This window comes from Motilimonas sp. E26 (assembly GCF_021278025.1).
Taxonomy (GTDB): domain Bacteria; phylum Pseudomonadota; class Gammaproteobacteria; order Enterobacterales; family CBDFNC01; genus Motilimonas.
The window spans coordinates 1-13,591 of the sequence record NZ_JAIBHJ010000039.1 but is presented as its reverse complement, the minus strand read 5'-3'; the positions used below and the strand labels follow the sequence as shown (position 1 = coordinate 13,591).

Sequence of the window (13,591 nt, the reverse complement as noted above, 5' to 3'; positions counted from 1 at the left end):
ACGCAAATCACACCAAGCTGGCAAGACGAAAATGCAAAAAATTTAAAATCTTTCTTGTTCTTGTTAAAGCGCTGCTAAAATCATTGTTTTGCTGTAAAATACTGAGCTAATTTCCGGTTTCATCAAGATAATTAACAGAGCGTAGAATGGACCTAAAACAGATCCAACACTTATCCAAAAACGACATGGACCAAGTGAATCAACTGATAGCAAAAAGACTGAGCTCAGACGTTGCCCTTATCAATCAGTTAGGCCTATATATCATCAACAGTGGGGGCAAACGTATTCGCCCGTTATTGACTGTTTTAGCCGCTCGAGCACTTGGTTATCAAGGCGATCAGCACGTGCAACTTGCTGCCATCATTGAATTTATTCATACCGCCACCTTACTTCATGATGATGTAGTGGATGAATCAGAATTACGCCGAGGCCGTGAAACAGCCAATAACTTATTCGGTAATGCCGCCAGTGTATTGGTTGGTGACTTTCTCTATACGCGCTCATTTCAAATGATGACAGAGCTGGAAAATTTGAAGGTAATGAACATCCTTTCAGATTCCACCAATGTGATTGCCGAAGGTGAAGTGATGCAGCTGATTAACTGTAATGATGCTGACACCACAGAAGCCTCGTATATGCAGGTTATTTACTGCAAAACAGCGCGATTATTTGAAGCTGCAACCCACCTTATGGCGGTCATCAGTAATCAAGATCCAGCCATTGAAAAAGCCATGCAAAATTACGGTAAATACCTTGGCACAGCCTTCCAGCTAGTCGATGATGTAATGGATTACACCGCTGACGCTAAAGAAATGGGCAAAAATGTCGGTGACGATCTCGCCGAGGGTAAACCAACGCTACCCTTGATCTATGCGCTGCAACAAGGGGATCCTGCGCAACAACAAAGGATCCGCGAAGCCATTGAACTTGGTAATGGCATGGATCACCTTGATGAGATCTTAGGGATCCTCAAGCATACCAAAGCAATTGAGTACACAGAACAACGGGCACAGGAAGAAGCAGATAAAGCGATAGCAGCACTGAGCATTCTTCCTCAATCAGAATACAAGGATGCTTTAGTAGGGCTTGTTGGGCTGGCTGTAAAGCGCGTTAGCTAGTAAAGGATAAGCTCACACTTTGTGTATATTTTGGATATAAAAAAGCCGCAAATGCGGCTTTTTTCGTTGCTAATCCATTTTATGCAAATGGATTAACTAGCACCATCGTTTCGTTACGATCTGGGCCTGTAGAGATAATATCCATAGGCACACCCGTTACTTCTTCTAGGCGCTTGATATATGCTTGTGCATTCGCAGGTAGCGCATCAAAAGAAGTCACACCAAAAGTTGGCTCGTCCCAACCTGGCATTTCTTCATACACTGGCTCAACCACTTCGTAGCCTTCAGCGGCCATTGGTGGTACATCAAGAATTTCGCCTGTCGGCGTTTTGTAACCAGTACAAATCTTGATAGTCTTAAGACCGTCTAATACATCTAGTTTAGTTAAACAAAAACCAGAGATGCTATTGATCTGAATTGCGCGCTTGATAGCAACCGCATCAAACCAACCTGTACGACGTAAACGACCAGTAGTGGCACCAAACTCATGACCAACCGTACCTAAATGTTTACCGTCCGCATCTAGCTTATCGATGCCGTCATATAGCTCTGTCGGAAAAGGACCAGAGCCAACACGCGTTGTGTATGCTTTAACAATACCGAGTACATAATCAATGTAACGTGGGCCAAAACCACTGCCCGTTGCCACACCACCTGCCGTCGTGTTTGACGAAGTTACGTACGGATAAGTACCGTGGTCAATATCAAGTAAGGTACCTTGTGCACCTTCAAACATGATGTTATCGCCATTTAAGCGTGCTTTATCAAGTACGTCGGTTACATCAACAACCATACCTGTGAGCATTTCAGCAACTTCTTTGGCTTGCTCTAATACTGCTTCATAGCTAACAGCTTCAGCTTTGTAGTACTGAGTTAACTGGAAGTTATGGTATTCAACCACTTCTTTCAATTTAGCTGCGAAGTCTGCAAAATTCTTAAGATCACCAACACGTAGACCGCGTCGAGCTACTTTATCTTCGTAAGCAGGACCAATGCCACGACCGGTTGTACCGATTGCTTTTTTGCCGCGCGCTGTTTCGCGAGCCACATCAAGCGCTACATGGTAAGGTAAAATTAGTGGACACGCTTCACTGATCACTAAACGTTCGCGCACTGGTACACCTTTCGCTTCAAGCATGGTCATTTCTTTAACCAAAGCTTGAGGACATAGTACAACACCGTTGCCTATGATACAGGTCACGTTTTCACGTAGCACACCAGAAGGAATTAAATGAAGAACGGTTTTTTCACCGTCAATTACCAGAGTATGACCGGCATTGTGACCGCCCTGATAGCGAACCACATATTTTGCTCGATCCGTAAGCAAATCAACTACTTTGCCTTTACCTTCGTCACCCCACTGGGTGCCGAGAACAACAACATTCTTACCCATTTTCACTTTTCGCGGTTACTTATTAAAACGGGATTCTAGCAAATTTTATAGTCGAAAGGTGAATGTTTTTTTCCACAAAATAGTTATATATGCAGAAATAAAAGTATAACAATGCCTTCACTCACTACTACACGCTGAAAAATCAATGATATGTTCATCAAGCTATGCCTTTGTAAAACAAGTAGGGCTGGCACCATTGTAAATAAAAAAGGCCAGCTAGGCTGGCCTTTCAACTGACGTTATTAAGCTATTACGGCTGCTTAATAGCGCCATCCATGTAACGGAAAAATTCCGAATCAGGGCTTAACACCATCACGTCACTTTTATCTTTGAAGCTATCCCGGTAAGCATCTAAGCTACGAATGAAAGCATAGAACTCAGGATCTTTACCGTAAGTATCAGCATAAATTTTTGCTGCTAATGCGTCACCGTCACCGCGCATTTCACGAGATTTACGATTTGCATCCGCTAGCATCACTGCCACTTTACGGTCGATATTAGCGCGGATAATCGTCGCCTTTTCTTGACCTTGCGAGCGATGCTCTTTTGCTACCGCGGCACGCTCAGCGCGCATACGCTTGTAGATACTTGAGCGCACTTCAGTCGGCAATTCAATTTGCTTAATACGCACATCAAGAACGCGCACACCTAGCTCATCAGAACTTTGTTTACCAACATCAACGCCATCTTCAAGAGCTTTTGCTGCATTTTCAGCGCTTTGTGTACCATCGAGCACCTTAAGAGCATTAATCATTACATCATCACGTTCGCCAGAAACGATCTCTTGAATGGTACGAGCACCTATTTCATTACGCAGGGCATTACCCACCTTGCGTTTTAATAGATCCGCAGCCATCTCAAAGTTACCACCTGTGGCAAGGTAGAACTTGGCAAAGTCTTCTACTTCCCATTTCACGTAAGAATTAATAATTAAATCTTTCTTTTCAGAAGTAACAAAACGGTCAGATGCATCATCTAAGGTTTGAATACGCGCATCCATGGTGCGAATAGTCTCAAACAATGGCAACTTAAAATGCAAACCAGGTTCAAATACATGAGGCATACCATCAGCATCACGTTGCACTTTACCAAACTTAATTACAATTGCTTTATGGCCTTCTTGCACCACAAACACCGATGAAAAACCCACCAATAAAGTTGCGGCAAGGATAATCAATATTAATTTTTTCATGATTATTCTCTCCCTGAACGAATTCGTGTGCTGCGCACAGGCGTGTCATTTATCGTGATATCAGTATTGTAAGTTGAGTTTACATCTGACTGCGATGGCATACTTTCAACTGATTTAGTTTGCTTAGACTGTTGCATAATTTTGTCTAAGGGTAGATACATCATGCTGTTACTACCTTGGCTATCAAGTAATACTTTGCTGGTGTTACTTAATACTGACTGCATCGTTTCAATGTATAAACGTTCGCGGGTCACTTCTGGCGCCGCACGATATTGAGGAAGCAAGGCTTCAAAACGAGCCACTTCACCTTGTGCTTGCAAAGTTACTTGCTCTTTGTAAGCAATTGCTTCTTGCTCTATACGTTTAACTTGACCGCGTGCTGTCGGCTCTTTTTCACGCTCGTACGCTTCAGCTTCGCGAATAAAACGCTCTTCATCTTCTTGCGCTGCAATGGCATCATCAAATGCATCTTTGACTTCCACCGGAGGACGAGCAGGTAAGAAGTTAACATCAATCACTTGTAAACCCATATTGTAAGGTTCAGTGATCTCTTCTAACTTGTTCCAAGTATCTTTACGAACGACATCACGGCCTGTTGTCAGCACATTATTCATTTGGGTGTGACCAACAACATAACGCAATGCACTGTCTAACGCTTGCGATAAACTATCATCAGCATTGGTCACGCTAAATAGATATTGCTTAGGATCTACAACTTTATATTGCACATCCATTTCAACCTCAACCACGTTCTCATCGGCTGTTAGCATTGACCCCTTACCGCGTAATGACCGAATGGTATTGACGTCAACAGGAATGACTTGATCGATAAATTTTGGATTCCATTGTAAGCCAGGTAATACAGTTTCGTGATAACCACCAAAACGCAATACCACGCCGCGCTCAGCTTCTTTGATGGTGTAAAAACCACTTACGCCCCAAATTAGCAAACCGATAACAACAACAATCATAATGCCAAAAGAGCTGACATCACCACCGCCACCTTTGCCACCAAAAACGCCGCCAAACTTACCACTTAGCTTTTTGAACACTTCATCCAAATCAGGGGGTCCCTGATTCTTATTGTTGTTCTGCCATGGGTCGCGGTCTTTATTACCACCATTTCCAGGCTCATTCCAGGCCATTCTACTCTCCACTTACTAGAAGATATTAATCAATAAATGTAACAGGCATTTAAGATGCAATAAAGGTTTGAATAACCTCTCCTTGCTGTTTTAAAAGTCGCTCCCAATCGATCGCCGTCATGCGGACATCGATATTCCAGCCACCTGCATCATCAAACACTTCATGTTCAATACAATTCAGTGCATACAGTGTACTACGTAATTTACCTGCCGTAGGGGGCAATGCTAAATGTTTCGTCACCATTGCACCAGCTAAACGCTGAGTTAACGCTCTAAATAATAAATCAATTCCCAGATCATCTTTGGCTGAAAGGTATACGTGAGTTGCGACACCTTCATCATTATAAACAATCTTTGGCTCGCGCCCTTCTACCGCATCGATCTTGTTCATCACAATTAACTGCGGTACTTCATCAGCATCAATTTCGGCTAAAACCGACTCGACTTCACGCATATTGTCTTCATAGCGCTCATCAGAGCAATCGACAACATGTAATAAGATGTCTGCTTCGCGAGTTTCTTCAAGGGTTGCTTTAAATGCCGCAACCAAATCATGAGGCAAATGTCGAATAAAGCCAACGGTATCCGCCAAAATGGTATTACCCACATCCGCTATTTCAATTTTCCGTAACGTCGGGTCCAACGTCGCAAATAATTGGTCCGCCGCATAGACATCAGCGCGCGTTAACCGATTAAATAAGGTGGACTTGCCCGCATTGGTATAGCCCACTAAAGAAACTGTAGGTACTTCATTGCGTTGACGTGAACGCCGACCTTGCTCGCGTTGTTTCGCAACCTTATCTAAACGTCTTAAAATAGCCTTGATTCGCTCACGTAATAAGCGGCGATCCGTTTCTAACTGAGTTTCCCCCGGACCTCGCAAGCCTATACCACCCTTTTGTCGCTCTAAGTGCGTCCAGCCGCGAATTAAGCGTGTCGACAGGTGGCGCAGTTGTGCTAACTCAACTTGCAACTTACCTTCATGGGTTCGTGCCCGTTGCGCAAAAATATCCAAAATCAGTGAAGTCCGATCTAACACTCGACATTGGCATAATTTTTCTAAATTACGCTCTTGTCCCGGCGATAAGGCATGATTAAAAATAATGACATCGGCTTCGAATAAACTGACTTGTTGGGCAATTTCTTCTGCTTTACCACTACCAACAAAATATTTAGGGTGAGGGCTGGAACGGCTTCCGGTCACAGTAGATACTGCATTTACGCCCGCAGAACTGACTAACATTTCAAGCTCTACTAGATCTTCTCGTTCGCCTTCTTCACGAAAATCGATATGAACCAATATAGCCTGTTCACCTGCTTCATAACGGTCAAACAAGCAAAAAACTCCTTAAAAAAAGGTGGAGACTTGCTCCACCAAAAAAATCAAAATTATTCCCCGCCTTCAGTGCCACCTGCCGTACCGGTGTGGTGACTAACAGGGCGTGCTGGAACGACGGTTGAAATCGCGTGTTTGTAAACCATTTGGTTTACCGTGTTCTTTAATAGAATCACGAACTGGTCAAATGACTCTATTTGACCTTGTAACTTAATACCATTAACCAGATAAATTGATACTGGAATCCTTTCACGACGCAAAGCGTTTAAAAAAGGGTCTTGTAATGATTGCCCCTTGGCCATTTCTTATTTTCCTTATTGTTTTGTTGTTATAAAAAAATGCGCATAACGTAAGATTATATACATGCTTTATTTAATCTAGCCAATAACTTGTACAATTTTATCAATATTTTCTCTACTTCCTGGCTCAAGTGTGATCAAGTCCGACCATCCTCGCAACCAAGTAATTTGACGCTTAGCTAATTGACGCGTAGCGACAACACCACGGTAGACCATTTCTTGGTGAGAAAGTTCACCCGCTAAATATTGCCACATTTGGCGATAGCCCACCGAGCGCATAGAAGGCAGTTCAATGTGTAAGTCACCTCGTGCGTACAAAGCACGTACTTCATCTTCAAAGCCAGCTTCTAACATTTTCATATAACGTTGTTCAATACGTTGATGCAAAGTTTGCCGATCATCTGACATCAAAGCAAATTGATGCACCTGATAAGGCAAGGGTGGCGCCTTCGTTTTAGTTAACTCTGTCAAGGTCTTCCCTGTTAGTCGGTAAACCTCAAGAGCACGAGACAAACGTTGCGGATCATTTGGGTGAATACGGTTCGCCGCAACAGGATCAATAGCCATCAACTCATCATGTAACGCCTGCCAACCTAAGGTTTCAGCTTGCTGCTCTATCTCTGCTCTAATCGCCGTATCGGCTTCCGGTAACGGTGATAAACCTTCTAGTAAAGCTTTAAAATAAAGCATCGTGCCACCCACTAATAATGGTGTGCGGCCTTTACTAATCGATTGTTCCATTAAAGCCAATGCATCACGACGAAAATCAGCCGCTGAATATGACTCTGACGGGTCTAAAATATCAATTAGCTGATGCGGCGCCTTAGCTAATTCTTCGGCTGTAGGCTTAGCCGTACCGATGTCCATACCACGATAAATTAATGCGGAGTCAACGCTAATCACGTCACAAGGCATTCTTTGAGCAATCTCTATTGCTAAATCAGTTTTACCTGAAGCAGTCGGGCCCATTAAAAAAATCGCTTGTGGGTGGTTATTATTCAACATCAAAACTCTTTATTGTGGTGGCTAAATCAACTTGACGTAATAAAACGTCACTATGAGCGGTTAAGGATTCACCTAACTGTTGCTGTAATTGCAGCATCAACTGTTGCGCGCCAAGCCAATCAAAGGTGTGCTTATGCTGACTAATTCGACCAGCCAGCCACCAACACGCCGCTTCAATTTTTTCCCCTGCGAGCTCGTTCATTTCAGGCGCCAGTTGTTGCAATAAACCAACCACAATGTCACTTTGTGGCACATTACGCATTTGTGGCGGCACCTGACACACAATAATGGTGTCGTTACCTTGGGTTTTCAACTGCAAGCCCAATTTATTCAAGCTTTCTTGATGAAACTTTGCTACATCGAGCAACTCTGCTCCCACACATACGGAAACAGGTAACAACAAAGGTTGCGATATCGGCCCTTGTTGAAAATATCCCAACAACTGATGATAACTCACCAGCTGCCACGCTTTTACCAGTGAAAGTAGTTGCAGGCGTTTCCCTTGTAGTAATAAAAAACGCTCATCGATTAAGGTTAACGGTACGCCTAGGCTGCTTTCAGTTATTGGCTCTTGCTGCTCCGAATCATTCGCAACGGGCAGCTGAGGTGGCGCTTGTGTCCACACCGACTCATTCAATGCATTCGTCGCCGACGAGGATGACCGATAGCCATGTGTCGTTTTGCCACTACTGTTTGAAAAAGAAGGTGTACGCGGTGTTTCCGAGCGAGGTGAAGCGGTATAAGGACCATGAGACTCTGAAACGACCGTGCTATCAATTGACTCTGGTGTCGAAATATCACCTTGCTCTAACTGCTTTAAATTTTCTTTATTTAACTCACTAGACTCATTTTCCAACAAGGCGTCATTTAGCGTTTGTAATATAAAATCATGGACCAAACGCCCCTGATGAAAACGCACTTCATGTTTCGCCGGATGCACATTAACGTCGACTTCCGCCGGATCCACTTGAATATAAATAATAAACCCAGCAAATAAATGGCTAGGTAACTTATCGGCATAAGCTTGTCGGATCGCATGATTTATCAATTTGTCGCGCATCATCCGGCCATTGACATAGCAGTATTGAACATCGTTTTGCGCACGCGCCCCTTGTGGTTCAATAATCCAACCCGATAGCGCTAAATCACCGTGTTGAGCCTTAATCGCCAACGCATGCTGCATAAACTGATTAGAGCAAATGGCAGCTACGCGCTTTTCTTGTTGCGGTAACGTTAATGCCGGACGAAAGTTTTTGACCACCTTGCCATTATGTTTAAGGCTAAAATGTACTTCAAAATGACTTAGTGCTAAACGTTTGACCAATTCTTCAATGTGGCCAAATTCTGTTTTTTCTGAGCGTAAAAAACGCCTTCTTGCTGGGGTATTAAAAAACAGGTCCGCGACTTCTACCGAAGTGCCTACAGGATGGGCCACTGGCTGCACTTTAACTGCCATGTCCCGACCTTCAGTGCAGGCCTGCCAGCCTTCGCTTTGCTCAGCGGTACAAGATGAGAAAGTTAAACGTGAAACTGAGCTAATACTGGCAAGCGCCTCGCCACGAAAACCTAAGCTTATAATGGCTTCAAGATCATCTAACGAGGTTACTTTACTCGTGGCATGGCGACTGAGTGCTAGCTGTAACTCCTCTTTAGCCACACCACTGCCATTATCGCGAATACGAATAAGCTTAGTGCCGCCCTTTTCTAACTCGATTTCAATTTTGCTAGCACCGGCATCTAAGCTATTTTCAACGAGCTCTTTGACCACTGAAGCAGGTCGCTCTACCACTTCACCCGCTGCAATCTGGTTAGCAAGGCGAGGTGGTAATATTTGAATAGGCATAATTAACTACTTGGGATCTTAAGTTCTTGATCCACTCTAAGTTGGTCTGATTTTAATTGATTGGCTAGTTTTAGCTGACTCACACTTACGCCATAACGCTTAGCAATTACAGACAAACTTTCGCCGCGTTGAACCACGTGAGATTTTGCCGCGATTGCCGCAAAGTATGTCCCAACCGGTGGGTTATTAGCAAAATGACGCTTAACACCAACGTAAACCGCATTAGCAATTTTCTTTTGGTGCGAGGTAGTACGTAGTAACGCTTCTTCTTGTCGGTTGGTAATAAAACCCGCCTCCACTAGCAAAGAAGGAATATCTGGCGATTTCAAAACTGCGAGGCTAGCATGCTCTGGCCGTTTTTTATGTAAGGTGGTTACCTTACCTAGCTCCTTAAGCACTTCAACACTCACGCCATAACCAGTATTCATCGAATGGTCCATCGACATATCGAGTAGCGTGCGCGTTAGAAACAAGTCTTGCTCCGCCTTGTTAATCACTTCGCCAGCCCCACCCAGTAACTCTGATTGCTCTTCATGCTTTTCAATCCAACGACCAATCTCAGAGTTCGCGCGTCGAGTAGAGAGCACCCATACAGAAGCACCACGTGGCTTAGGATTATGGAATCCGTCAGCATGAATAGAAATCAATAGATCAGCCTGCGATTTCCTCGCTATATCGGAGCGTTTATTCAAATTAACAAAGTAGTCGCCGCTACGAATAAGCACGGCTTTCATGCCCTTTTCACGGTTGATCAACTCTGCCACGTGCTTTGCTATGGCGAGAGTAACGTTTTTTTCATAGGTTTTTTTACCCAAGGCCCCAGGATCGTCACCGCCATGGCCAGCATCAACGGCAATAACTATGTCTCGTTGACCATTTAAGCTAGGAGGGACGACCGGCTTCTTCGCGCTACTTTCTTTCGCTGGCTTGACATTATTATGTGGCAAATCGATAACTAATCGATGGCCGTAAGGCTTAGTTGGCGTTAAAGAAAAAATAACTGGCTTGGTCGCTTTATTTAAATCGAACACCAAACGGAAAGTCCCTTTCTTTTTTGGCGTACTGGTACGGATAGCTTTAAGCAAAGGGCTAGTATTTTTAATTTTAGTAAGATCAAATTTACTAATAGGGCCATTAATGTCGACCACAATACGATCTGGCCCCGTTAATAAAAACGAATCATGTACTGGGGCCGAGGTTAAATCTAATACCACACGGGTGCTATCTGGTGACGGCCAAATTCGCACACCTTTAAGCTCACTGGCAACCCCATTAAAGCTTAATGTAAACAGACATAAAAATATTGCTATCAGCTTATTCATGTAACGACTCTAATTTTTCAATTATCTTTTGCCCTACAGCAGAGCGTGAACTTATCTCTATTTGCCGCTGTTGGCCTAAGTAAGTTAGGTTTATGATGATATCGGGCTCAGGTAATACTCCCAAGCCTTTGTCTGGCCATTCAATCAAACAATGACTATTGTCACTGAAGTAATCTCGAATCCCCATAAACTCAAGCTCTTCAGGATCTGCCAAGCGATATAAATCAAAATGATAAACCTGCCACTTTGCCAGCTCATAAGGTTCAACCAAGGTATATGTAGGGCTTTTTACATTACCTGAATGACCAAGCCCTTGCACGAAGCCCCGCGTTAACGTGGTCTTGCCAGCACCCAGGTCTCCGTAGAGAAAAAAACAACTGGCTTGATCACAACACTGACTCAGCTTTCGTCCAAATTCCACCGTTGCAACATCATCAACCAAAACCGTTTTAAACATGAAAGATATCAACCCATTAATTAACAACAGTAATAAGCAAGAAGCTTATTCAACAAACCGAAACTCGACGCAAACTGAACCAACGCAGTATCATAAGAAAGCGCGATGAAACTGCAAAAAATTCATAATAGATGCAATCATAACTGATAATACCCTGCTCATACTATATTTGACTATGCACAAGGGAATAAGATGTTAGCTTAAACAATAAAACCGCCGCGCTGCCTTGCTCTTATGCTTATGATAAACTGACGCCCAAGTAATAACAGTGGCCTTCCCCATGACAGAGCAAACACTTGAACAATTAGCACACAATATCAAACAGTGGGGCCGAGAGCTGGGCTTTCAGCAGGTAGGTATCGCAGATATAGACCTCAGTGAGCATGAAGCCGAATTACAACAATGGTTAGACGCCAATTACCACGGTGAAATGGAATATATGTCTCGTCACGGCATGATGCGGGCACGTCCCAACGAGCTTCATCCTGGCACACTGCGCGTTATTTCTGTGCGCATGGATTACTTACCACCCGATGCCAGCTTTGCCAACGATCTCAAACAGACAGACATAGGTTACATCAGTCGCTACGCCCTAGGCCGCGATTATCATAAAGTGATGCGACAACGGCTCAAACAATTAGGAGAGCACATTAAACAAAGCTGTAATGAATTAAACTATCGACCCTTTGTTGATTCAGCGCCAATATTAGAGCGCCCGCTCGCAGCTAACGCAGGTTTAGGCTGGGTTGGTAAACATTCTCTCGTGCTTGATGAGCAAGCTGGCTCTTGGTTTTTCTTAGGCGAGCTATTGGTAAATCTCCCCTTACCAGTTGATCAGCCGATTCAAGAAAAATGCGGTAGCTGCGTTGCTTGTATCACTATTTGTCCAACTCAAGCCATTGTCGAGCCATATGTTGTTGATGCTAGGCGCTGTATTTCCTACCTGACCATAGAACTAAATGGCCCTATACCAGAAGAATTTAGGCCCTTAATAGGCAATCGTATTTATGGCTGTGATGACTGCCAACTCATTTGTCCGTGGAATCGCTACGCAAAGCTTACTGATGAAATCGACTTTCACCCTCGTGCGCAGCTTAAGAGCCAGCAGTTATTAACCCTATTTAGTTGGACTGAAACTGAGTTTTTGCAACGCACAGAAGGCTCTCCCATACGTCGTATTGGTTTTGAACGTTGGCAACGAAATATTGCTGTAGCGTTAGGTAACGCAGCGCATCAGGAAAAAATTATCAAGGCATTAGAGCATGGCTTAGCGAGCGCAACATCAAACCTCGTTCAAGAGCATATCCAATGGGCTTTAACACAACAGCAACAAAAGTCTGATTTAATATCGGCAAAAAAAACACAGCGTTTAATCCGTAGCATAGAAAAAGGCTTGCCCCGAGACGCATAGTTAAGGTGGTACATAATTCGACTAAGCTCAAACTTAACGTGACCAATCTAGCCCTTTACTTGTGAAATATTCATTCTCAGGGCATCCTTTTGAAAAACAATTATTAAGGTAATTCAAATGCAAATATTAGGTGTTGATATTGGCGGCTCAGGCATTAAAGGTGCCATCGTAGATACACAAACGGGCGAGTTGGTCACAGAGCGACATCGTATTGCAACGCCGCAACCGGCTACGCCAGAAGCCGTTGCCGAGACACTCAAACAACTTGTTGACCATTTTCAATGGCAAGGCCCAATTGGCTGTGGATTTCCTGCAACAGTAGTGCACGGTGTCGCGAAAACAGCATCAAATATAGACAAAAGCTGGATCAATACCGATGCGGCAAAGCTTTTCGCCACCAACACACAATGCCCTTGCTTTGTGGTAAATGATGCCGATGCAGCAGGAATGGCAGAATTTACCTTCGGAGCAGGTAAAAATAAATCGGGAGTGGTTGTGTTGATCACCATAGGCACGGGCTTAGGCACGGCTGTTTTCACTAACGGACAACTGCTACCGAACACTGAACTAGGTCACATTATATTAGAAGGAATGGTTGCCGAGCACTACACCGCGGACTCAACCCGCAAGAAAGAAGACCTCAGTTGGAGCAAATGGGGCAAGCGCTTTAATTTGTACCTACAGCGCTTGGAGTTTTTACTCTCACCTGACTGCTTTATTCTAGGCGGTGGTGCCAGTAAAAAACTAGAAAAGTTTGTGGATCAATTAGAAACCAACGCGGAAGTGATCCCAGCGCAATCTCTTAACCAAGCAGGCATTATTGGTGCAGCTCTGTATGCAAAAAGCCAGCTTTAAATAAAAATAAAATTAAAACCTAACTTATTAAAGGCGACCTGATGGTCGTTTTTTTCGTTTAAATAAAGCAAAGATCAAACAATGACACGAGATAGTAAACGATGGATAGTAATAGCTTGATAGGAATGTATTAGGAAAGATTTGGAGCGGTACACGAGGCTCGAACTCGTGACCTCAACCTTGGCAAGGTTGCGCTCTACCAGCTGAGCTAGTAC

General features: G+C 43.8%; 12 protein-coding genes. 3 read left to right on the top strand and 9 right to left on the bottom strand.

What is annotated here, in order from left to right:
* Positions 1–146: 146 nt before the first annotated feature.
* Positions 147–1,118, top strand: coding sequence for an octaprenyl diphosphate synthase (gene ispB, locus K1M91_RS19875; protein ID WP_232804002.1), 972 nt, complete (start codon positions 147–149; stop codon positions 1,116–1,118).
* A 79-nt stretch (positions 1,119–1,197) separates the two neighbouring features.
* Here the strand turns inward: ispB and K1M91_RS19870 are convergent, their stop codons facing one another.
* From K1M91_RS19870 to tsaE, 9 genes are all read right to left on the bottom strand, one after another.
* Entirely contained in the window at positions 1,198–2,511 is a 1,314-nt protein-coding gene (locus tag K1M91_RS19870) for an adenylosuccinate synthase (protein ID WP_232804001.1), read from the bottom strand.
* 250 nt (positions 2,512–2,761) lie between these two features.
* Positions 2,762–3,703 carry a protease modulator HflC gene (gene hflC / locus K1M91_RS19865; protein WP_232804000.1) on the bottom strand — a complete coding sequence of 314 codons (942 nt, stop codon included), beginning with the start codon at positions 3,701–3,703 and terminating at the stop codon, positions 2,762–2,764.
* Positions 3,704–3,705: 2 nt separating this feature from the next.
* Entirely contained in the window at positions 3,706–4,848 is a 1,143-nt protein-coding gene (hflK, locus tag K1M91_RS19860) for an FtsH protease activity modulator HflK (RefSeq protein ID WP_232803999.1), read from the bottom strand.
* 49 nt (positions 4,849–4,897) lie between these two features.
* Positions 4,898–6,184: a ribosome rescue GTPase HflX gene (hflX, locus tag K1M91_RS19855; protein ID WP_232803998.1), complete on the bottom strand. Its 1,287-nt coding sequence runs from the start codon at positions 6,182–6,184 to the stop codon at positions 4,898–4,900.
* A gap of 53 nt (positions 6,185–6,237) precedes the next feature.
* Positions 6,238–6,486 (bottom strand): RNA chaperone Hfq, encoded by a 249-nt coding sequence (hfq, locus tag K1M91_RS19850; RefSeq protein WP_232803997.1) that lies wholly within the window; start codon positions 6,484–6,486, stop codon positions 6,238–6,240.
* A 75-nt stretch (positions 6,487–6,561) separates the two neighbouring features.
* A complete protein-coding gene (gene miaA / locus K1M91_RS19845) occupies positions 6,562–7,488 on the bottom strand; it encodes a tRNA (adenosine(37)-N6)-dimethylallyltransferase MiaA (protein WP_232803996.1) in 927 nt (308 codons plus the stop codon).
* Positions 7,478–9,331, bottom strand: coding sequence for a DNA mismatch repair endonuclease MutL (gene mutL / locus K1M91_RS19840; protein ID WP_232803995.1), 1,854 nt, complete (start codon positions 9,329–9,331; stop codon positions 7,478–7,480). Before mutL ends, miaA begins: the two co-directional genes overlap by 11 nt.
* Positions 9,332–9,333: 2 nt before the next feature.
* Positions 9,334–10,653, bottom strand: a complete 1,320-nt coding sequence (locus tag K1M91_RS19835) for an N-acetylmuramoyl-L-alanine amidase (RefSeq protein WP_232803994.1) — start codon at positions 10,651–10,653, stop codon at positions 9,334–9,336.
* A complete protein-coding gene (tsaE, locus tag K1M91_RS19830) occupies positions 10,646–11,110 on the bottom strand; it encodes a tRNA (adenosine(37)-N6)-threonylcarbamoyltransferase complex ATPase subunit type 1 TsaE (RefSeq protein WP_232803993.1) in 465 nt (154 codons plus the stop codon). Before tsaE ends, K1M91_RS19835 begins: the two co-directional genes overlap by 8 nt.
* 280 nt (positions 11,111–11,390) lie before the next feature.
* Between tsaE and queG the strand changes: the two genes are divergently transcribed.
* Entirely contained in the window at positions 11,391–12,521 is a 1,131-nt protein-coding gene (queG, locus tag K1M91_RS19825; RefSeq protein ID WP_232803992.1) for a tRNA epoxyqueuosine(34) reductase QueG, read from the top strand.
* Positions 12,522–12,638: 117 nt separating this feature from the next.
* Positions 12,639–13,376, top strand: a complete 738-nt coding sequence (gene ppgK / locus K1M91_RS19820) for a polyphosphate--glucose phosphotransferase (protein ID WP_232803991.1) — start codon at positions 12,639–12,641, stop codon at positions 13,374–13,376.
* Positions 13,377–13,591 lie beyond the last annotated feature (215 nt).